General features: G+C 61.2%; 21 protein-coding genes and 1 pseudogene. 11 read left to right on the top strand and 11 right to left on the bottom strand.

The genetic code is table 11. The features are described from left to right. Position 1: 1 nt before the first annotated feature. Positions 2 to 2257 carry a ribonuclease R gene (gene rnr / locus IP76_RS14880; RefSeq protein WP_245281477.1) on the bottom strand — a complete coding sequence of 752 codons (2256 nt, stop codon included), beginning with the start codon at positions 2255 to 2257 and terminating at the stop codon, positions 2 to 4. A gap of 101 nt (positions 2258 to 2358) precedes the next feature. Further along, entirely contained in the window at positions 2359 to 5043 is a 2685-nt protein-coding gene (gene topA / locus IP76_RS14875) for a type I DNA topoisomerase (RefSeq protein WP_054159019.1), read from the bottom strand. A 240-nt stretch (positions 5044 to 5283) separates the two neighbouring features. On the opposite strand from topA, the pseudogene IP76_RS23520 reads away from it, so the two are divergent. After that, positions 5284 to 5518, top strand: a pseudogene (locus IP76_RS23520) (hypothetical protein). Here the strand turns inward: IP76_RS23520 and dprA are convergent. Genes dprA through IP76_RS14855 form a run of 4 tightly spaced genes read right to left on the bottom strand, consistent with a single transcriptional unit; the run spans position 5471 to position 9515 of the window. Next, the gene (gene dprA / locus IP76_RS14870; RefSeq protein ID WP_054159018.1) at positions 5471 to 6619 is read right to left on the bottom strand and encodes a DNA-processing protein DprA; all 1149 of its coding nucleotides are present in this window, start codon (positions 6617 to 6619) and stop codon (positions 5471 to 5473) included. The pseudogene IP76_RS23520 and the gene dprA sit on opposite strands and share 48 nt — an antisense overlap. Positions 6620 to 6628: 9 nt before the next feature. Further along, the gene (gene plsY / locus IP76_RS14865; protein ID WP_054159017.1) at positions 6629 to 7246 is read right to left on the bottom strand and encodes a glycerol-3-phosphate 1-O-acyltransferase PlsY; all 618 of its coding nucleotides are present in this window, start codon (positions 7244 to 7246) and stop codon (positions 6629 to 6631) included. Positions 7247 to 7269: 23 nt separating this feature from the next. Then, positions 7270 to 8562 carry a dihydroorotase gene (locus IP76_RS14860; RefSeq protein ID WP_054159016.1) on the bottom strand — a complete coding sequence of 431 codons (1293 nt, stop codon included), beginning with the start codon at positions 8560 to 8562 and terminating at the stop codon, positions 7270 to 7272. Then, positions 8559 to 9515 carry an aspartate carbamoyltransferase catalytic subunit gene (locus IP76_RS14855; protein WP_054159015.1) on the bottom strand — a complete coding sequence of 319 codons (957 nt, stop codon included), beginning with the start codon at positions 9513 to 9515 and terminating at the stop codon, positions 8559 to 8561. Before IP76_RS14855 ends, IP76_RS14860 begins: the two co-directional genes overlap by 4 nt. A gap of 239 nt (positions 9516 to 9754) precedes the next feature. Here IP76_RS14855 and IP76_RS14850 point away from each other — a divergent pair, with 239 nt between their 5' ends. After that, positions 9755 to 11407 carry an acyl-CoA dehydrogenase family protein gene (locus IP76_RS14850; protein ID WP_054159106.1) on the top strand — a complete coding sequence of 551 codons (1653 nt, stop codon included), beginning with the start codon at positions 9755 to 9757 and terminating at the stop codon, positions 11405 to 11407. On the opposite strand, the gene IP76_RS14845 is transcribed toward IP76_RS14850, so the two are convergent. Beyond that, positions 11389 to 12324 (bottom strand): AEC family transporter, encoded by a 936-nt coding sequence (locus tag IP76_RS14845; protein WP_054159014.1) that lies wholly within the window; start codon positions 12322 to 12324, stop codon positions 11389 to 11391. The genes IP76_RS14850 and IP76_RS14845 overlap by 19 nt on opposite strands. A 200-nt stretch (positions 12325 to 12524) precedes the next feature. Between IP76_RS14845 and IP76_RS14840 the strand changes: the two genes are divergently transcribed. Together IP76_RS14840 and IP76_RS14835 are read left to right on the top strand one after the other, a co-directional pair. Further along, complete coding sequence (locus tag IP76_RS14840; RefSeq protein WP_054159013.1) at positions 12525 to 12713, top strand: hypothetical protein; 189 nt, start codon at positions 12525 to 12527, stop codon at positions 12711 to 12713. Further along, on the top strand, positions 12710 to 13045 hold the full coding sequence (locus IP76_RS14835; protein ID WP_054159012.1) for a DUF6105 family protein: 336 nt from the start codon (positions 12710 to 12712) through the stop codon (positions 13043 to 13045). The genes IP76_RS14840 and IP76_RS14835 overlap by 4 nt, the downstream gene beginning before the upstream one ends. On the opposite strand, the gene ruvX is transcribed toward IP76_RS14835, so the two are convergent. Next, positions 12979 to 13476 (bottom strand): Holliday junction resolvase RuvX, encoded by a 498-nt coding sequence (ruvX, locus tag IP76_RS14830; protein ID WP_054159011.1) that lies wholly within the window; start codon positions 13474 to 13476, stop codon positions 12979 to 12981. The genes IP76_RS14835 and ruvX overlap by 67 nt on opposite strands. 21 nt (positions 13477 to 13497) lie before the next feature. Next, on the bottom strand, positions 13498 to 13800 hold the full coding sequence (locus tag IP76_RS14825) for an alkylphosphonate utilization protein (RefSeq protein ID WP_054159010.1): 303 nt from the start codon (positions 13798 to 13800) through the stop codon (positions 13498 to 13500). A 143-nt stretch (positions 13801 to 13943) separates the two neighbouring features. On the opposite strand from IP76_RS14825, the gene IP76_RS14820 reads away from it, so the two are divergent. From IP76_RS14820 to IP76_RS14805, 4 genes are all read left to right on the top strand, one after another. Continuing rightward, positions 13944 to 14648, top strand: coding sequence for a metal-dependent hydrolase (locus IP76_RS14820; protein ID WP_054159009.1), 705 nt, complete (start codon positions 13944 to 13946; stop codon positions 14646 to 14648). A gap of 67 nt (positions 14649 to 14715) precedes the next feature. Next, on the top strand, positions 14716 to 15003 hold the full coding sequence (gene gatC, locus IP76_RS14815) for an Asp-tRNA(Asn)/Glu-tRNA(Gln) amidotransferase subunit GatC (RefSeq protein ID WP_054159008.1): 288 nt from the start codon (positions 14716 to 14718) through the stop codon (positions 15001 to 15003). 81 nt (positions 15004 to 15084) lie between these two features. Beyond that, positions 15085 to 16566 carry an Asp-tRNA(Asn)/Glu-tRNA(Gln) amidotransferase subunit GatA gene (gatA, locus tag IP76_RS14810; protein ID WP_054159007.1) on the top strand — a complete coding sequence of 494 codons (1482 nt, stop codon included), beginning with the start codon at positions 15085 to 15087 and terminating at the stop codon, positions 16564 to 16566. A 20-nt stretch (positions 16567 to 16586) separates the two neighbouring features. Then, positions 16587 to 17042: an N-acetyltransferase gene (locus IP76_RS14805; protein WP_054159105.1), complete on the top strand. Its 456-nt coding sequence runs from the start codon at positions 16587 to 16589 to the stop codon at positions 17040 to 17042. 75 nt (positions 17043 to 17117) lie between these two features. Here IP76_RS14805 and IP76_RS14800 read toward each other — a convergent pair whose 3' ends face one another. Continuing rightward, positions 17118 to 17375 (bottom strand): YjhX family toxin, encoded by a 258-nt coding sequence (locus tag IP76_RS14800; RefSeq protein ID WP_054159006.1) that lies wholly within the window; start codon positions 17373 to 17375, stop codon positions 17118 to 17120. A 376-nt stretch (positions 17376 to 17751) separates the two neighbouring features. On the opposite strand from IP76_RS14800, the gene IP76_RS14790 reads away from it, so the two are divergent. Next, on the top strand, positions 17752 to 18261 hold the full coding sequence (locus IP76_RS14790) for a GNAT family N-acetyltransferase (RefSeq protein ID WP_054159004.1): 510 nt from the start codon (positions 17752 to 17754) through the stop codon (positions 18259 to 18261). Here the strand turns inward: IP76_RS14790 and IP76_RS14785 are convergent. Then, positions 18249 to 18578 (bottom strand): DUF1294 domain-containing protein, encoded by a 330-nt coding sequence (locus tag IP76_RS14785; RefSeq protein WP_054159003.1) that lies wholly within the window; start codon positions 18576 to 18578, stop codon positions 18249 to 18251. The two genes, IP76_RS14790 and IP76_RS14785, sit on opposite strands and share 13 nt — an antisense overlap. A 148-nt stretch (positions 18579 to 18726) precedes the next feature. On the opposite strand from IP76_RS14785, the gene gatB reads away from it, so the two are divergent. Then, positions 18727 to 20232: an Asp-tRNA(Asn)/Glu-tRNA(Gln) amidotransferase subunit GatB gene (gene gatB, locus IP76_RS14780; protein ID WP_054159002.1), complete on the top strand. Its 1506-nt coding sequence runs from the start codon at positions 18727 to 18729 to the stop codon at positions 20230 to 20232. Between the two features lie 4 nt (positions 20233 to 20236). Next, a complete protein-coding gene (locus IP76_RS14775; RefSeq protein ID WP_054159001.1) occupies positions 20237 to 20734 on the top strand; it encodes a GNAT family N-acetyltransferase in 498 nt (165 codons plus the stop codon). The last annotated feature ends 7 nt before the right edge of the window (positions 20735 to 20741 follow it).

Here is a 20741-nt window from a genome sequence, read left to right as displayed (position 1 = left end):
GTCAGCGTCTGGAGCGGGGCGGGCGTGTGCCCGGCTGCTTGTGACCGCGACGCGCCCCCTTGTGGAAGGACCGCGTGCCGGCCGGCATTTTCCGTCCTTCACTCAACATTTCGAAACGCAGCGCACCGGCCAGCGGCACAGCCTCGACCAGCCGTACCTCCACCGTGTCGCCGAGTTGATAACCCAATCCAGACTTCTCGCCCGTCAAGGCCTGGTGAGCTTCGTCGTAGATATAGTAGTCGCGACCCAGTGTGGAAACCGGGATAAAGCCATCTGCGCCAAATTGCGGCAGGCTGATGAAAAGACCCGACTTCGTGACGCCACCGATCTTGCCCTCGAATTCCTCGCCGATGCGGCCCGCCAGGTGATGCGCAACCAGACGGTTGACCGTGTCACGCTCGGCCGCCATGGCGCGGCGCTCGAAGGTCGAGATCTCGGCGGCGATGTCGTCGAGGATGGCCTCTTCCTCCCGCGTGATGCCGCCTTCGCCCAAGCCGAGTGAGCCAACCAGCGCGCGATGCACGATCAGGTCGGCATAGCGGCGAATCGGCGAGGTGAAATGTGCATATTTCATCAGGTTCAGGCCGAAATGGCCGATATTCTCCGGGCTGTAGATCGCCTGGCTCTGGCTGCGCAGCACCATCTCGTTGACGATGATCTGGTGCGGCGTGTCCTGCGCCTTGGCGAGGATGCCGTTGAACGAGTTGGACCGCAGATTGCCGCCCTTGACCAGCGAGAAGCCGATCGTGGCAAGGAATTCGCGCAGCACCTCTTGCTTGGAGAGCGACGGCGCGTCGTGGATGCGGTAGACGAGCGGCTGGCGTTTCGTCTCCAATGTTTCTGCTGCCGAGACATTGGCCTGGATCATCATCTCTTCGATCAGCTTGTGGACGTCCAGACGCTCCGGAACATGGACGCGGTCGACCGTGCCATCCTCCCTGAGGATGATCTTGCGCTCCGGCATGTCGAGTTCCAGCGGCTGGCGGCGATCGCGCCCACGCTTCATGACGCCATAAGCGTGCCAGAGTGGCTTCAGGATCGGTTCCAGCAGCGGGCCCGTCTTGTCGTCGGGCTTGCCGTCGATTGCGGCCTGTGCCTGCTGATAAGACAGCTTGGCGGCACTCTTCATCATGATGCGATGGAAGGTGTGGCTCACCTTGCGGCCTTCGGCGGAAAATACCATGCGTACCGCAAGTGCTGGGCGGTCAACGCCCTCGCGCAGCGAGCAGAGATCGTTGGAGATCCGCTCTGGCAGCATGGGCACGACCCGATCCGGGAAATAGACCGAATTGCCACGCCTCAGCGCCTCGCGGTCAAGCGCCGATTTCGTCCGGACATAGTAAGAGACATCGGCGATGGCGACGGTGACGATGACGCCATCCGGATTGGCCGGTGAAGGGTCGCGTTCCGCATAGACTGCGTCGTCATGGTCCTTTGCATCGGCCGGATCGATCGTGATCAACGGGATATGGCGCCAGTCTTCCCGATGCGACATCGAGGCAGGCTTGGCGTCATCGGCTTCGGCAAGCACCGATTGCGGGAAGATGTAGGGGATGCTGTGCGCATGGATGGCGATCATTGAGATCGCCTTTTCCGAGGCGACCGATCCGACAACCGAAAGCACCTTTGCCCGGGTCAGGCCCATGCGTGCGGCACGCCCGACTTCGACTTCGACCAGATCGCCATCCTTGGCTTCGCCAATGTCGGCCGCATCGATCTGCATTTCCTCGCCGCGCCGTTCGATCGGCATCAGCCGGGCTCCGCCGTCGGCCGCCAGGCGCACGACGCCAAGCACTGCGCCGACATGACGGTCGAGGATCTTGATCACGCGGGCAGTATAGGCGGGACGGGCGCGATCCTTGTTGGTGAAGATCTTGGCTAGGACACGGTCGCCGAGGCCGCCGACAGCGGACTTTCCCTTGGCGCGGTCGGCGCTCGATTGGCGGATCAGAACGGCAGGAGCAGCACCCGCTTCTTCCGGCCATTCGGCCGGCCTGCCGATCAGTTCGCCATCCTTGTCACGGGTGGTAATGTCAAGCACGGTGACAGGCGGCAAAGCGCCGGGCCGGGCCAATGACTTTCGGCTCTTCTGAAGGAGGCCGTCGTCTTCCAGGTCCCGAAGGATCTGCTTGAGCTCGACGCGCGTCTCTCCCTTCAGCCCGAAGGCCTTGGCAATCTCGCGCTTCGACGCCCGCTCCGGATTGTCGGTGATGAACTGCAGCAGCGCCTCGCGGGGTGGCACTTCACCATGGATAATCGACGTCGGATTGGCAGCCTTGGCCTTGGCCGCACCTTCCGCCCGACGGCTCTTGCGGTTGCCGGAGCCGGTGTCATGCGGGAGGTTGCGGGTCGGTTTGATCAAGTCGCACTCTTCTTCGTTGTTTTCGATTTGGCCGCAGGCTTTGCCGCGGCTTTCGCCTTCGGTTTTGCAGCTGCCTTCTTCGGTTTTGCCTCGCCAGAGGCATCCGTCTTCGCCTTTGCGGCTTTCGCCGGGGCCTTCTTGGCCTTGGTCTTGCCGCCGTCCTTGGCTGCGCGTTCGGCGATCAGCACGAGGGCTTCCTCGACCGACACATCCTGCGGATCCTTGCCCTTTGGCAGGGTTGCATTGACCTTGCCCCAGTTGACATAGGGACCGAAACGACCGTCGCGGACCGTCATGGCACCGCCGTCCGGATGCTCACCGAGCTCCTTGAGCGCCACGGCCGCGGTCCGTCCACGCCCACCCGGATTGGCCTTCTTTTCGGCAAGCACGGTAACGGCCCGGTTGAGGCCGATCGACAATACGTCCTCGATGCCTTCCAGATTGGCATAGGTGCCGTCATGCAGCACGAAGGGTCCGTAACGTCCAAGACCGGCCGATATCATCTTGCCGGTTTCGGGGTGGGCCCCGACATCGCGCGGCAGCGATAGCAGCGAGAGCGCTTTCTCGAAGTCGATATCACTGGGCGCCCAGCCCTTGGGCAGGGAGGATCGCTTGGCCTCCTTGCCATCGCCGCGCTGCACGTAAGGCCCGAACCGGCCGGAGCGCAGCGTGATTTCCTCTTCGGTCACCGGATCCTTGCCAAGTGCCTTTGGTTCGTTTCCGCCGGCCTCCGCTTCCGCGCCGCCTTCGGAAGACAGCTGGCGGGTGAAATTGCATTCCGGATAGTTCGAGCAGCCAACAAAGGCGCCGTATTTGCCGAGCTTCAGCGACAGATTCCCGGTACCGCAGACCTGGCAGATGCGCGGGTCCGATCCATCTTCGCGCTTCGGGAAGACGAGCGGTGCCAAGGCCTCGTTGAGCGCGTCGAGCACGTTGGTAACGCGCAACTCCTTGGTGTCTTCGATCTGGGCGAAGAAATCCTTCCAGAAGTCGCGCAACACGTCCTTCCAGTTCAGTTCGCCGGCCGAGATCTTGTCGAGCTTTTCTTCAAGATCGGCGGTGAAGTCGTATTCCACATACTTCGTGAAGAAGTTTTCGAGGAAGGCCGTGACCAGCCGCCCCTTGGAATGCGGGATGAGCTTGCGCTTTTCGGTGACGATGTATTCGCGGTCGGACAGCGTCTTCAGCGTTGCGGCATAGGTAGAAGGACGGCCAATGCCGAGCTCTTCCATCTTCTTGATCAGCGAGGCTTCCGAATAGCGCGGCGGCGGCTCGGTGAAATGCTGGCTGGCATTGATCTTCTGCTTCGCGAGGCTTTCGCGCGCATTGATCTCCGGCAGGCGGCCGTCCTCGTCATCACCATCCTCGGCCGGTTCGCCGTCTTCGCGCTGGTCGGTATAGGCGGCGATAAAGCCGTCGAAGCGGATAACGGAGCCCACGGCGCGAAGCCCGGCCTTCTCGCCGCCGTTCTCGGCCAGGATCTCGACAGTCGTGCGTTCGATTTCAGCAGAAGCCATCTGGCTCGCGATACCGCGCTTCCAGATCAGGTCGTACAGCCTCAGCTGATCGGCATCGAGGAATTTCCGCACCTTGTCCGGCGAACGGTTGAAGTCGGTCGGGCGGATCGCTTCATGCGCTTCCTGGGCGTTTTTCGCCTTGGTCGAATAGAGGCGCGGCTTTTCCGGTACGTAGCGCGGGCCGAACTGGTCGGCGACGGCAGAACGGGCAGCGTCGATCGCTTCCGGCGCCATCTGAACGCCGTCGGTACGCATATAGGTAATGAGACCGACGGTCTCCCCACCAATATCGATACCTTCATAAAGCTTCTGCGCCACCTGCATGGTGCGCGATGCCGAAAAACCGAGCTTCGAAGACGCGGCCTGCTGCAGCGTGGAGGTTGTAAACGGAGGGCCCGGATTGCGCTTGACCGGCTTGGCCTCGACGCTTTCAACGGCAAAGGCTGCCCCCTCGAGCAGCGTCTTGATGCTGGCCGCCTGGTCGCCATTGGTCACGGAATTGCGCTGCATGCGCTTGCCCTGGTGCGAAACGAGTTTCGCCTCGAACTCTTCGCCACGCGGCGTTTTCAAGAGCGCTGAGATGTTCCAGTATTCTTCGGCAACAAAGCGTTCGATCTCGTTTTCGCGATCGCAGACGAGGCGCAGCGCCACAGACTGGACGCGTCCGGCAGATCGGGCGCCCGGCAATTTCCGCCAGAGCACCGGCGACAGATTGAAGCCGACGAGATAATCGAGTGCGCGGCGCGCCAGATAGGCATCGACCAGCGGCGTGTCGATATCGCGCGGATTGGCCATGGCATCGAGCACGGCCTTCTTGGTGATCGCATTGAAGACGACGCGCTTCACGGGCTTGTCGCCGATCACTTTCTTTTTCTTCAGAAGATCGAGCACATGCCAGGAGATCGCTTCACCTTCGCGATCCGGGTCGGTCGCGAGAAACAGTCCGTTTGAGGATTTCACCGCATCGGCGATGTCCTTCATCCGTTTCTGTGAGGCGGTGTCGACCTCCCAGAACATCTCGAAATCCTGATCGGGCAGCACCGATCCGTCTTTCGCCGGCAGATCGCGCACGTGGCCAAACGAGGCGAGCACCTTGTACCCGGGTCCCAGATACTTGTTGATCGTCTTGGCCTTGGCCGGGGATTCTACGACTACGACGTCCATCGATACACTGCACCTTCATGTTTCCGATCGGCAACACCACGCCGCCGTTCTCGGAACACGGCTTCCCGACATGGAGGGCGAAAGGCCTGCGGTCAAGAGGGTTGAACTATTTTCCGAGCTGCAACGAAATACAACCTAAAGAAGAGATGCAATTGATTGCAATCCTGGATGTTTAAGTTATTGTGGTTGAACGACACGGCAGCTTCCGTCTGCTCGTCCCCATCGACAGTGAGCGAGGCGATGGCCAAAGATAGAAATGAAGTAGACGGTCGATTTGGCCGCACCTTGGAAAACATTGCCTATATCCGCCAGATGCTCGGCGAACTGCGACTGGTCGCAGAGAGCGGAGGGGGCGGAGATGCTCTGCTATCTGATCGAAATGGCCTATGTCGAAGCCGGCGATCTGCAATCGGGACGGCGCACGCTTTCACTCAATCATGCTCAACGCGACAAGCCCCCCAGGATGCCTCTCTAGACGGCCGGCAATGTCCAGTTCGAGCAGGACGAGATAGACCGACGATGCCGGGAGGCCAGTGTGGCGAATGATGTCATCGACATCCACAGGCGTCGGTCCCAAGGCCTCAACGATCCGGCTGCGCTCGTCGTCGTTGGGGGGAGGTGCCATATGACGGCCGTCGTCCTCGGGTTCCTCGATTGCCGACTGGCTGAACAGATCGATCCGCGACACAGGGGCGAGCGCCTGTAGCACGTCGTCAGACGACGTCGTCACGCTGGCCCCATCCTTCAGAAGCCCGTTGGTGCCGGCACAACGTGGATCAAGTGGTGATCCGGGCACTGCAAAGACCTGCCGGCCGAATTCACCGGCAAGCCGCGCCGTGATCAACGATCCGGAGCGTATTGCAGCTTCGATGACGACGACGCCAAGTGCAACGCCTGCGATCAGCCGGTTGCGTCGCGGAAAGTCGCGCGCCCGCGGTTCCCAACCGAAAGGCATCTCCGAAATGGCAAGCCCGCGTCCTTCGCAGATTTGTTGCAGCAATGGGATGTTTTCCGGCGGGTAGGGCTGGTCGAGTCCACCTGCCATGGCGGCAATGGTGCCTGTATCGAGACTTGCCCGATGGGCTGCCGCATCGATGCCCCGCGCCAGACCAGAAACGATCGCATAGCCTGCCTGACCGATCTCGCGCGCCATCATGGCGGAGAATTTTGCACCACTGATCGATGCATTGCGCGCGCCGACCACGCCGACGGCCGGGCGGGTCGCAATCGACAGGTCCCCCTTGACTGTGAGGAGCGGTGGCGCGCCATCGATCTGGCGAAGGGCAGGGGGGTAATCGGGCTCGCCAATGCCGACAAAAACGGCGCCGAAGCGGCGTACAGCCTCAAGTTCGCGCTCAGCTTCTTCGACGGTCGCTATGCGGATGGCACGGCTTGATCCGCCACGGCGGGAAAGATCGGGAAGCGCTTCAAGGGCGGACTCGGCGGAGCCGAAGTGGTTGATGAGGTCGCGAAAGGTCGAGGGGCCGACATTGTCGCTGCGGATGAGACGCAGCCACGCAATCCTTTGCCGGTCGGTCAGCGCAATCCCTTTCCGTCTTGCGCCGCCTTCGCCCATGCGTCTCCTCTAGCCTTTTTGGCCGATCTTGCTTTCCGTGCCGGCGATCAGACGCTCGATATTGGTCTTGTGTCGCCAGAAGGTGATCGTGGTCATGGCGGCCGTCACAAGCGCCGCTTCATCAGCCCCGAGTATCCACAATACAACCGGAATGACAAGTGTGGCGACGAGTGCGGACAACGAGGAGTAGCGGGAGATGAAGGCAACCGAGAGCCATGCCGCAGCGAAGACGAGCACCATCAGGGGTGCCACGCCGAGCAGCGTCCCGATATAGGTCGCGACCCCCTTGCCGCCCTTGAACCCTAGCCAGACCGGAAACAGGTGGCCGATAAAGGCGGCGAAGCCTGCCAGCAACCCGGCATTCTGGCCGAAGATGGCCTGTGCAATCACGGCCGCAGCGGTTGCTTTGAGGGCATCGAGAAGCAACGTGGCGGCAGCGAGTTTCTTGTTGCCGGTGCGCAGCACGTTGGTCGCGCCGATATTGCCAGAGCCGATCGACCTGAGGTCGCCAAGTCCGGCCATCTTCGTCAGCACGAGGCCGAAGGGAATTGAACCGAGCAGGTAGCCGAGCGAGAGTACGGCGATGAGCGCCGGCAAACCGATTGCGAGAAAGTTGACGCTGGGCATGGTTTCCCCTCTTTGCCTTGATCTCAGAGCGCGTGGACTGAGCGTCCTGCGACATAGGTCGCGACGGCTCTGCCCGAAAAGCGCGCATCTTCAAACGGTGTGTTCTTGGAGCGACCGAGCAACTGGTCCTTAGACACCAGCCAGGGTTCGTCGAGATCGACGAGGGCTATGTCCCCGCTTGCCCCTGGCTTCAGCGTTCCGCCGGGCAGGCCGAAGATCGCCGCGGGCCGGGTCGACATGGCATCGATCAGCCGCATCAGCGGCACATGGCCCGCATGATGCAGCCTGAGTGCGGCCGAAAGCATGGTTTCAAGCCCAGTGGCACCATCCGCAGCCTCACCGAAAGGCAGGCGTTTGGTGTCGACATCCTGCGGATCGTGCGATGAAACAATGATGTCGATCTTGCCCTCGGCCAGCGCCTGGACCATCGCCATACGGTCATCTTCCGATCGCAGCGGCGGGTAGAGCTTGAAGAAGCTGCGATACTCGCCGATGTCATTCTCGTTCAGGCTGAGATGGTTGATGGAGATGGCGCAGGTGACCTTGGCGCCGCGCTTGCGCGCCACCTCGATCGCCTCGACCGATTCCGGCACGGAAATCTGTGCGGCGTGATACTTCGCCTTCGTCAGAGATGCGATGCGCAGGTCTCGTTCCAGCGGAATGATCTCGGTCTCCCGCGGAATGCCGCCGAGCCCCAGCCAGCTGGCCAGCAGCCCTTCGTTCATCACGCCATTGGCGGCCAGATATTTTTCGCGGGTCTCGAGCGCGATGACGGCATTGAATTCGCGCGCATAGGTCATTGCCCGGCGCAGAACCTGCGTGTCGTTCAAGCCATGACGCCCATTGGTGAAGGCGACGGCGCCCGCAAGCTGCAAGAGACCCATCTCGGTCATCTCGGCGCTCGTCATGCCCTTGGTCAGGGCCGCTGCCGGATAGACATTGACGCTTGCCGTATCGCGTGCCGTCTTCTTGACGAATTCGACCAGCGCGATGTCATCGATGACGGGATCGGTTTCCGGCATCATGATGAAGGATGTGACACCGCCGGCTGCGGCCGCCCGGCTGGCGGAGGCAATCGTTTCGCGGTGTTCGCTGCCGGGTTCGCCGACAAAGACACGCGCATCGACAAGACCCGGCATGGCGACAAGTCCACGGCAGTCGCGGATCTCTGCACCTTCGGGTGCGCCCTGATTCTGCGCATCGTGGCCGGCTGCGAGGATCAGTCCATCATGGCCGACGATGATCGTACCGGCTTCATCCAGATTGCGCGACGGATCGAGGATGCGGGCATTCTTGAGGACGAGTGGTTTCATCATGCGCCCAATCCCTCGCTGCGCGGTCCCTGGTTCTGTGAAACCAGCAATGTCTCCATCACCGCCATGCGAACGGCGACGCCCATTTCCACCTGGCTCTCGATCACGCTCTGTGGGCCATCGGCAACTTCAGAGGCGATCTCGACGCCTCGGTTCATCGGGCCCGGATGCATGACCAGCGCATCGTCCTTGGCGGCTTTGAGTTTTTCGGCATCGAGGCCGTAGAAGTGGAAGTATTCGCGCACCGACGGCACGAAGGAGCCGGACATGCGCTCGCGCTGCAGGCGCAGCATCATCACGACGTCAGCGTCCTTCAGGCCTTCCTTCATATCGTGATAGACTTCGCATCCCATGTCGGCGATGCCGGCCGGGAGAAGCGTCGCAGGCGCCACGACCCGCACGCGTGCGCCCATGGCGTTCAAGAGCAGGATGTTGGAGCGTGCCACGCGCGAATGCAGCACGTCGCCGCAGATCGCGACGATGATGCGCGAGAGCTTGCCCTTGGCGCGCCGGATCGTCAGCGCATCGAGCAACGCCTGGGTCGGATGTTCATGCTGGCCGTCGCCGGCATTGACGACCGAGCATGCGACTTTCTGGGCGAGGAGGGCGGCTGCACCTGCTGAGGAATGCCGCACGACAAGCACGTCCGGCCGCATGGCGTTCAGCGTCATAGCCGTGTCGATCAGCGTCTCGCCCTTCTTCACCGAGGAATTGCCAACCGACATGTTCATCACATCGGCGCCGAGACGTTTTCCGGCAAGCTCGAACGAGGACTGGGTCCGGGTCGAGGCTTCGAAGAACAGGTTGATCTGGGTGAGGCCGCGAAGCGTGGACGTCTTCTTCTCGCGCTGGCGGCTGATTTTGACGGCTTCGTCCGCCTTGTCCAACAGGAACGTAATGTCCTGCTCGGGAAGGCCCTTGATGCCGATGAGGTGGCGATGAGGAAAGAAGACCATGGACGTCCCCCTTAAGATGTCACGGGGGTCTATAATGACTGACGACCTGCGGAGCAAGGCGAAGCTTGAGGCTTCGTGTGACGGTCCCCATATTCTACCGTGCGATCAACGGAAGGCCCAGTTTAGGTCAGTCCAACAAGCCGCAAATGGTGTCGTCCCTCACGCGGCACACGGCGCAAAACGAGAAAAACGGGGCCGGACCGTTGGCAGACCGGCTACAGTCTGCTTATGACATCAGCATGAGCACTTTGAATCGGTCTGAAGAGAAACTCTCCGCGTTGAACCAGCCCAAGCCTTGGTCTGGCGTGAACGCCTATCGGGCCGATCCGCTGCTGGTCGATCTGACGGCGCAGCTACCTCGTCCCCTGAAGGACGAGTTTGACGCGATTGGCAAATACGTGACTTCGCCGGAGGCGCAGGAACTGGCCCGTATGGCGAATGTCAGTGCGCCGCATCTGCGCACGCACGGGCCGCGCGGCGAGCGCCTTGACGTGGTGGAGTTCCATCCCGCCTGGCACGCGTTGATGCGCCGGTCGATGGCGTCGGGCCTGCATTCTTCGGTTTGGGAAAACCTGCCTGATGCGCGCGGACGCGAGCACAAGGCCCGCGCCGTCCGCTTCTTCCTGACCGCTCAGCTCGAATCCGGTCATCTGTGCCCGCTGACCATGACCAGCGCTTCGGTGGCTGCCCTCGTTGCCTCGCCGGCCGTTCAGAAGGAATGGACGCCGAAGATCCTGGCGCGCAAATACGACTCCTCCAATCGCCCGCCAATGCAGAAGAGTGCCGTCACCATCGGCATGGGCATGACGGAAAAGCAGGGTGGCACGGATGTGCGTGCCAACGTCACCCAGGGTGAGCGGGTGGGCGAGGGCATCTATCGCCTGTCCGGGCACAAATGGTTTCTGTCCGCACCGATGTCGGATGCCTTTGTCATGCTGGCCCAGACCAAGGACGGCATGGGCTGCTTCCTTGTGCCCCGGCTCCTGGAAGATGGATCGGCCAATGGTCTCGAATTCCAGCGCCTCAAGGACAAGCTGGGCAATCGCTCGAATGCGTCGGCGGAAGTCGAGTTCGACGAGGCCTTCGGCTTCCTGCTCGGCGCGCCCGGCGATGGTGTTCGCACCATCCTCGACATGGTGACGCTGACCCGACTCGATTGCGCGCTCTCCTCGGCTGGCATGATGCGCGCATCGATGGCAGAGGCCGTCCATCATGTTCGCGGCCGCTCGGTCTTCGGCAAGAAGTTGATCGATCAGCCGCTGATGACGCGGGTACTGGCGGATATGGCGCTCGACGTTGCCGCTGCCACCGCACTCGCCTTCCGCGTTGCCGAAAGCTTCGACAGAGCCCGCGAGAACTCGGTGGATGCCGCTTACGCCCGCGTCATGACGCCGGTCGCGAAATACTGGGTCTGCAAGATTGCACCCGCCCTCATCTATGAGGCAATGGAGTGCATCGGCGGCAATGGTTATGTCGAAGAACGCGCCATCGCCCGGCACTACCGCGAGGCTCCGGTCAATGCGATCTGGGAAGGCTCCGGCAATGTCATGGCGCTTGACGTTCTGCGCGTGCTGAGCCGTGGCAAAGACCTATTTGAGACCTTGTTCGCAGGCCTTGAGCGCGACCTTGGTCCATCCGGGCGCAAGACGGTCGAAGTGCTCCGTGCCGCCACCGCCCTTGCCGATCAGGATGAGGCCGCCGGCCGTCTTTTGATCGAGCAATTGGCACTCGCAGCCGGGGCCGCCGAACTCTATCGTCTGGGTGCCACCAAGATCGCCGACGCCTTCCTCGAGAGCCGCCTGGCTGGCGGTTGGCGCCATAGCTACGGCGTCATCGATGCCCGCTTCGACGCCCGATTCGTGCTCGACCTTCTTTATCCGCCAGGCGCGTAGGTCACGAGCGTCAACACCGCAGGAATAGTGAAAAAGGCAGCGACCGTCTGCACGGTGGCCGCTGCCGCATAGAGATCCGCATCCCCGCCCATCTGTTTGGCCAGCAGGTAGCCGTTCATCGCGGTTGGCACGGCCGCCCCCAGCGCAATCATCAAAATCGTCTCCTGCGAAAAACCGAAGACAACCGCGATCGCGACGGAGACGATGGGGAAAAGCACGAGCTTGAGGAAGACGCTCAAAAGCACACTCGGTTGCGGGCGAAGCGCATCTGCGATCCGCAATCCTGCACCGACCGTGATCAGTCCCAATCCAAGCGATGCGCGGGCCACGAGATCGACGGTGGTCATCAGCGGCTCATAGAGTGGCACGTGGAGCAGGTTGACCGCGACACCGGCGAGCGACCCGATGATGATCGGGTTGGTGATGATCCGCAGCGCGAATGTCCTGAGGTCGCGGCTCTGGCCGGAAAACCAAACCATGACGCCGACATTGATCAGGTTCACCGGGATAATGATCGTCGCCATGATCACGGCGATGATGGCGAGCCCTTGTGGCCCGGTCAGCTTTTCCGCAATGGCAAGCGCCATGAAACCGTTCCAGCGGTTGGCCGTCTGGAAGATCGAGGTGAAGGCAGGTCCGCCCATGCCGGCGGCCTTCAGCACAGGCCAGAGGGCAAGCGAGACTGCAGACATGATCAGGACGGCGATGAGCGACACCAGCCCAACGCCAACGCTTTCGAAGCCTGTAAGGTCGGTCGTCGCCAGCGTGTGGAAGAGCAGGGCAGGAAACATCACGAAATAGCCGAACTGCTCCATGCCACCCCAGAAACTCGGCGCAATCAGCGGCGAGCGTTTTAGCCCGACCCCCAGCAGCACGAGCAGGAAGATCGGCAGGATACTTTCAAAGATGATCAGCATGGCGGTTCCGCATATCGGTTGCGGCACGGTTAAAGGTCAAACCGGCACAAGGCAATCCACCCGGCAAGGTTGAGTGTCGGGGCGGAGCCGACGTCTTGGAGGGATTTATCCCCAGGCGCCGTTAACCTTAACAAAAGGTTTACGTTGCGTCGCGGACGCGAGGAGGACACCTTCGGGCCAGACAGGCGTTAAAGGGTGCAATGGTGACGATCGAAGTCGCAGAACGGATGGTACTGACGGTCATGACGGCCGCATTCTTCGCAGGGCTGGCGCTCGATATCGCTATTCCTGCGGTGGTGCTGACTGCCATGGCGGCATTCCGTTGGACGCTTGAAAACTGGCTCTTGGCGAATGATTCGCCGGCAATCGGAGAGGCGAGAGCGCTATGAAGGCATTGTTGATCTTTTGGGCAGGCCCCATCCTGCTGCTCGGCGCCTGGTATGGGTTGTCCTACAACGACATGAGCTTCGGTTTTTTCATGCTGACCCGGCAGACGCATGACCTGGTCTTCCAGATCTACGGAAATGCGCTCGGTATTCCCCCGGAAACCATTCCGCCGCTCGTCATGCGGGCGATCGTGGTGGACAGTCTTGTCCTGTTCGCAATCATCGGCTTCCGCCGCCGCAAGAAAATTATGGCCTGGTGGAAGGCCCGTCAGGAAAAGTCGGCAGAACTGTCGGATGCGCGCGCCAGCGTCGAAAGCCTGTCGAGCGCGCCCTGAAGAATGAAGCTCGCAGCGGCCGAATCGATCCGTTCGCTGCGTTTCGCCCTTGAGACATCCATTTCGAGGAGCGCCCGTTCGGCGGCCACCGTCGACAGGCGCTCGTCCCAATAGATGAAAGGGATGTCGGTCTTTTCCGACATGGAGCGGACAAAGGCGCGCGTTGCTTGAACGCGCGGCCCCGCCGAGCCGTCCATGTTGGTTGGCAAGCCGATCACGAAGGCGACGATTTTTTCCTTCGCTGCAAAACTGAGCAAGACCTCGGCATCCTTGGTGAACTTGACGCGTTTGATCACCGGGCGAGGGGTGGCGAAACGACGTCCAAGGTCAGACGCGGAGAGGCCGATCGTCTTTGTTCCAAGGTCAAGCCCTGCCACGGCCTGGTTAGGCTGGAGACGCTCGGCCAGCTCCTCAATCGTCAGTGTCGCCATCGTCGGCTCTCCGCTTGACGTTCAACGCTTGCGCACGAACTCGGTCCGCAGCACCAGCCCTTTGATCGCATCATGCCGGCAATCGATATGCTCCGGATCGTCGGTTAGACGGATCGAACGGATGACGGTGCCCTGCTTCAGTGTCTGGCCCGCACCCTTGACCTTGAGGTCCTTGATCAACACGACCGAATCGCCATCGGCAAGCTCAGTGCCGGATGCGTCACGCGCCACGGGCTTGGCGGCGGCTGCCGCTGCAATCTCCGATGCCGGGCGCCACTCACCGGTCGCCTCGTCATATACGTAGTCGTCGTCGGCCATGGTCATTCCTTTCGTGCGCGAGGGCGCAACTTTTGTCATGCAGGTCGCATAGACCAGTGGTGACGAGCGCGCAACTCGTGCCGCGGGGAGTTGCCGGGCAGGGAGCTTGCCATATATTGCCTCGGTACATTGCAAACCGGAGACGCCCCATGAAAATCACCTGGCTCGGTCACGCCGCCTTCCGCCTCGATACGGCGAAGACCTCGATCCTCATCGATCCCTTCCTGACCCACAATCCGGGCTTTGCCGGTCTCGATCGCAAGGATATGACGAAGGGCGTCACGCATATCCTGCTCACCCACGGTCATGGCGACCATGTCGGCGATACGGTGGAGCTTGCCCGGGAGACGGGTGCGACGGTGCTTGCCAATGCAGACCTTGCTGGCTGGCTTGGCACGAAGGGCGTGGAAAAGCTGGACATGGGCAACACCGGCGGCACCGTCCATTTCGAAGGCTTCAGCGTGACGTTCACCAATGCCTTGCACTCCTCGGCCCAGGTCACCGAAGACGGCGTCTCCCACGCGCTCGGCAGCGCCAATGGTCTGATGCTGCATTTTGAAGACGATGCATCGCTCCTGCATATGGGCGACACCGACATCTTTTCCGACATGAAGCTGATCCATGAACTGCACCAGCCCGATATCGGCCTCGTGCCGATCGGCGACCGCTTCACCATGGGCGGAGCCGTGGCGGCACTTGCCTGCCAGCGCTTCTTCGACTTCAAGACGGCGATCCCGTGCCACTACGGATCCTTCCCGATCATCGATCAGACGCCGGAGAAATTTGTCGCCGGCATGGATGGCACGCGCACGCGCGTTTTGACCCCGCAGCCGGGATCTGCCGTCACGGTCTGACAAAACCCCGTTGCCTCAGCGCTTGACGGCCATTATAGCGAAGACAACAGCCCATCTGGAGAATGCCATGTCCGTTGATCTCGCCACCGTCAAGCGCGTTGCCCATCTTGCCCGTATCGCCGTGAGCGAAGAAGAAGCCGCGCGCATGACGGGTGAACTGAACGGCATCCTCGGCTTCGTCGAGCAGCTCGACGAGGTCGATGTAACCGGTGTCGAGCCGATGACCTCGGTAACCCCGATGGCGATGAAGAAGCGCGTCGACGCGGTTACCGATGGCGCCAAGGCCGATGATATCGTGGCGAATGCACCAGCCACCGACCGAAACTTCTTCCAGGTGCCGAAAGTCGTCGAGTAAGATCCGACCGCTGCCGCTGTTATTGCCGAGCCTCCCCAATCTCCCGCCCATCGGGCGCCGACAGTCTGAAGTGAACCTGCCATGAGCGAATTGACCAGCCTCACCATCGCCGAAGCCCGCGCGAAACTCGCCGCCAAGGAGATCAAGGCCGTCGAACTGACGGATGCCTATCTCGCCGCGATCGATGGCGCGAATGGTGCCCTCAACGCTTATGTCGCAGTGACCGCAGACGTCGCGCGTGACATGGCCAAGGCGTCTGATGCGCGCATTGTCGATGGTAAGGCCGGCGCTCTCGAAGGCATTCCGCTCGGCGTCAAGGACCTGTTCGCCACCAAGGACGTGCACACCCAGGCCTGCAGCCACATTCTCGATGGCTTCAAGCCAAAGTATGAATCGACCGTGACGCAGAACCTTTGGAACGAAGGCGCTGTCATGCTCGGCAAGCTCAACATGGACGAATTTGCCATGGGCTCGTCGAACGAGAGCTCTTACTACGGCCCGGTCGTCAATCCGTGGAAGGCCAAGGGCTCGGATGAGAAGCTGGTTCCGGGCGGCTCCTCCGGCGGTTCGGCCGCAGCCGTCGCCGCCCATCTCTGCGCCGGCGCCACCGCAACGGACACCGGCGGCTCGATCCGCCAGCCCGCCGCCTTTACCGGCACCGTCGGCATCAAGCCGACTTATGGCCGCTGCTCGCGTTGGGGTATCGTCTCCTATGCTTCGTCGCTCGACCAGGCCGGTCCCATCGCCCGTGATGTGCGCGATGCAGCCATCCTCCTGAAGTCCATGGCAAGCGTTGATCCGAAGGACACGACCTCGGTTGATCTGCCGGTCCCGGATTACGAAAAGGCGATTGGCGGCTCGGTGAAGGGCATGAAGATCGGCATCCCGAAGGAGTACCGCGTTGAAGGCATGTCGGAAGAAATCGACGCGCTCTGGCAACAGGGTATCGCCTGGTTGAAGGAAGCCGGCGCCGAGATTGTCGACATCTCCCTGCCGCATACCAAATATGCGCTGCCGGCCTATTACATCGTCGCGCCTGCCGAAGCCTCGTCGAACCTTGCCCGTTATGACGGCGTCCGCTACGGCCTGCGCGTTGACGGCAAGGACATTGCCGACATGTACGAGAAGACCCGTGCCGAAGGTTTCGGTAAGGAAGTCCAGCGCCGTATCATGATCGGCACCTATGTGCTCTCGGCCGGCTACTACGATGCCTATTACCTGAAGGCCCAGAAGGTCCGCACCCTGATCAAGCGCGACTTTGAACTCGCGTTTGAGGCCGGCGTCGACGCGATCCTCGCTCCGATCACCCCAACCTCGGCTTTTGCCATCGGCGACAAGGAACTCGCCGCCGATCCGGTCAAGATGTACCTCCAGGATGTCTTCACCATCACGCTCAACATGGCTGGGCTGCCTGGGATTTCCGTTCCTGCCGGCCTTGACAGCAAGGGGCTGCCTCTTGGGCTGCAGATCATCGGCAAGCCTTTCGAGGAAGAGACCCTCTTCAAGACCGCCCATGTCATCGAACAGGCTGCCGGGAAGTTTGCCCCGGCCAAGTGGTGGTAAAGGACTTCGTCATACGTGACATGACGGCGGCCGACGCGGACAGCGTCGGCCGCATCGGTTTCGAGGCGTGGGCTGCAAACCCGGTGCTCAATGCCTTTGGCGTCGACATGATGGTCAAAATTCGTTTGAGTTTTCGCCGCTTTGCCCAGGATCATTTCAGCCTGATCACCATTGGTGAACTCGGCGGTGAAATCGCCGGCTGGACGGCCCGAGAAGGCGCTCGTGACTATATATCCGACCTTTGGGTCAGTCCGGCCCATCAGGGCCTCGGCATAGGCTCGGCCCTCATTTTGGCGACACTGCGCGAGATGCGCTCCGAAGGTCTCAAGCGCGCACGAATTGACACCCACGCTGCCAACGAAGGTGCGATCCGGCTCTACCAGGATTTGGGATTCTCCCTCGTCTGGCGCGGCATGCAGCATTCCCCGTCGATGGGCATGATGGTCGAAAAGGTGAAGCTGCAGCAGATGCTTTAGGACGATCGTCCGTGATCTGGGCTGCAGAAGTCATCGCGTCAGCCAGCACCGCGCAGTGCGGTGCTGGCATCCGGCCTATCGATTGTCCTGTTCCGCTCGCACCAGCCTCAGGCCCCGTTCGGTGATCCGATAGGGCTTTCCTTGTCGCGAGCTGATCGCTTTCAGCCTTTTCAATCGACGGAAAAGCTCGAGGTCGAAGCCGGGATAGAGCCAGCCGTCGCGGGAAAAGCATGCGACTGTTTCTATCTTGGCTGTGCCGTTCCGCTGAATTTCAATCCAGCCGCCTTGTGCGAGGAGATGAAGGATCCGTTGATCCGAGCGTGAGATGTCCATGGATGTCTTGTCCGGGAAAAGCGCGCTCTTCCGCGCGCACGAAAACATGACCGGCGCTTGCGCGTCGGGGCTCAGTTTTCGGGCCCTGGCCGCCGGATCGTCGTTCGATCGCGGGCAGGGCCTTTACCGGGTCTCAGACAATCCTGACATCCACACTCCTGTTGGTGGACGAAAAATACCAATCCGCATGGCGGATGTCGAGTTCAGGTTGGCTTCGCAGCGAATCAGCGACCCGGTCCGCTGCCGTACATCGTGGCTGCGGCCCCCGGCGACATAGCGTAAGTCTATGATTTTCCTTGGGTCATGGGCCTGATCAAGTGCTGCGCTGGTCAAGCCGCAGCACCAGTGGTTTACTCATCTCAACACAGAGGTGCGAATGGTCACGATCCGCAAGGCTCGACAGGACGATGCAGGGCTGCTGGCGGAGATTGGCCTTCGCGCTTGGCGCAAGGCGATGGTGACGGTCGGCGAGACGGCCGAGATGATCGGCAATGCGCGCGATGCTTTTACGCGGTTCACTGCGGAAGGGTGGATCACCATTACCGTTGTTGAAAAGTCCGGCGTGCCGGTCGGCTGGGCCGCGCGCGAGGATCTGGACGAGACGATTACCGACTTCTGGATCGATCCCGCGTATCAGGGAAGTGGTTTGGGATCCGCGCTTCTGATGGCCGTTGAAGAGGACATGCTGCGCCAGGGCTTCTCAACGGCCAAGCTTCAGACCCATGCGATGAATGCCGAGGCCGTGAAGTTCTTCGAGAAAAAGGGATATTCGGTCAACTGGTTGACGATGACCTACAACCCCAAGCTCGATCTTGACGTGCAGACGATTGGGCTGTCCAAGCAACTGGCTGCCATTGAACCGGCCGGCTATGGTCAGGAGTTTTGAGTAAAGGCGACGAGGGCCACGCCAGTTGCCACAACGAACGTATGCAGAATGAGCATTGTCGGGATCAGCCAGGTGAAAGGTGGCTTGCGGGTCTTGTGTCGGAACAGCCGCTGCCCGATCAGCGCACCTCCTGAGCCGAAGAGCACGATACAACTGATAAGCTTGCGCTCGGGCACGCGCCAAGTTCGGCGTCTCGCCGCGATCTTGTCGACCGCGAACAGGCCGAGCACGAAGACGTTCCAGCCGGCGAGCAGCAAGATCGGCAGAAGGCCCGCAGGAAACGGCAGGGCAAACGGGGCAGTGAGAGCATCGGTCATGCCGCATCTCTAGCGCGCCGCCGCTTAACGTTTGCCTTCCATCCCCGGGGGCACGCCATGTCGCCTGGCATGCCGCTCCAGCCTTGCGCCGAAGGCCTATTTGCTCTACCTCACGAGGCAACACGTCCATGCATGACACGAGCATCCGATGACCCTGATTGACACGCGCACACCCGATCCCAAACGCTTCATCCCTGGCGCCACTGGCGACTGGGAAATCGTCATCGGCATGGAAGTCCATGCGCAGGTGTTGAGCCAGTCCAAGCTGTTTTCGGGCGCCTCGACGGTCTTCGGCAATGCGCCGAATTCCAACGTCTCGCTCGTCGATGCGGCCATGCCCGGCATGCTGCCCGTGATCAACGAGGAATGCGTGGCCCAGGCGGTGCGCACTGGTCTTGGTCTCAAAGCCCAGATCAACAAGCGCTCGATCTTCGACCGCAAGAACTACTTCTACCCGGACCTGCCCCAGGGCTATCAGATTTCGCAGTTCAAGGATCCGATCGTCGGCGAAGGCAAGATCATCATCTCGCTCGGCCCCGACCGTCAGGGCAATTTTGAGGATATCGAGATCGGTATCGAGCGCCTGCACCTAGAACAGGATGCCGGCAAGTCGATGCATGATCAGCATCCGACAATGTCCTATGTCGACCTGAACCGTTCGGGCGTCGCCCTGATGGAAATCGTGTCGAAGCCGGACATGCGTTCGTCCGACGAGGCCAAGGCTTACATGACCAAGCTGCGCTCGATCGTGCGCTATCTCGGCACCTGCGACGGCAACATGGACGAGGGCTCAATGCGCGCCGACGTCAACGTCTCCGTGCGCAGGCCGGGCGGCGAATTTGGCACGCGCTGCGAAATCAAGAACGTCAATTCGATCCGTTTCATCGGCCAGGCCATCGAATACGAAGCTCGCCGCCAGATTGCCATCATCGAAGACGGCGGGGTCATTGACCAGGAAACCCGTCTCTTCGATCCGGGCAAGGGCGAGACCCGCTCCATGCGCTCCAAGGAAGATGCGCATGACTATCGCTACTTCCCCGATCCGGATCTGCTGCCGCTCGAATTCGACGATGCCTTTATCGAGAACCTGAAAAAGGATCTGCCGGAGCTGCCAGACGACAAGAAGGCGCGCTTCGTGTCGGAACTCGGTCTGTCGGTCTACGACGCCTCCGTGTTGGTCTCGGAAAAGGCGATTGCCGATTACTTCGAAGCTGTGGCGGCCGGCCGCGACGGCAAGACGGCTGCCAACTGGGTCATCAACGACTTGCTTGGTGCCTTGAACAAAGCGGGCAAAGCCATTGAAGAGACTCCGGTTTCGCCGGCCCAGCTTGGTGGCATCATCGATCTCATCAAGTCGGAAGTCATCTCCGGCAAGATCGCCAAGGACCTGTTCGAAATTGTCTTCAACGAAGGTGGCGATCCAGCTGAAATCGTCGAAAGCCGCGGCATGAAGCAGGTCACGGATACCGGCGCCATTGAGAAGGCCGTCGATGAGATTATCGCCGCCAACCCGGATCAGGTCGCCAAGGTGCTCGCCAAGCCGACGCTGGCCGGCTGGTTCGTCGGCCAGGTGATGAAGGCGACCGGCGGTAAGGCCAACCCGCAGGCCGTCCAGGCGCTGGTCAAGGCCAAGCTCGGTCTGCCGGAGGAATAAGCCGGTGTTCTTCGTCCGCACGGCCAACGACCGGGATGTCGAACCGCTTCGCGCCCTGCTGACGCTGAGTTTCCACGCAACCTATGACCGGTTCTACGGGCCGGCCAAAGTTGCCGAACTGATCGCGGCCTGGCATTCGCCGGCCGAGATCAAGCGACGCATCCAGGTCAAGGGCGGCGAATATCTCGTTGCCGACGACGGAAAGCGGATCGGCGGCATGGCCTTTGCGGCCATGTCCGAGAAGCTGACCAAGACGGCCATCTTGCACCAGCTCTATGTCCACCCGGATCATCAGCGGCAGGGGATCGGCCGCGATCTCTTCGCCGAGGTCGAGACCTGCTTTCCCGATGCCGAGATCCTGAGGCTGGAAGTCGAGCCGCAAAACGAAGGCGCGATCGCCTTTTATACGGCGCATGACCTTGTCGAGGTGGACCGGACAAAGAATTGCGGTGGCCCGGATAGCGGGATCGAAGCCCTGATCATGGAAAAGCCGCTCCGTTGAGCGGCTT

This window comes from Rhizobium sp. AAP43, assembly GCF_001296045.1.
Lineage (GTDB): Bacteria > Pseudomonadota > Alphaproteobacteria > Rhizobiales > Rhizobiaceae > Allorhizobium.
The sequence above is the reverse complement of the archived record's forward strand: the minus strand, read 5'-3'. Positions and strand labels throughout refer to the sequence as shown.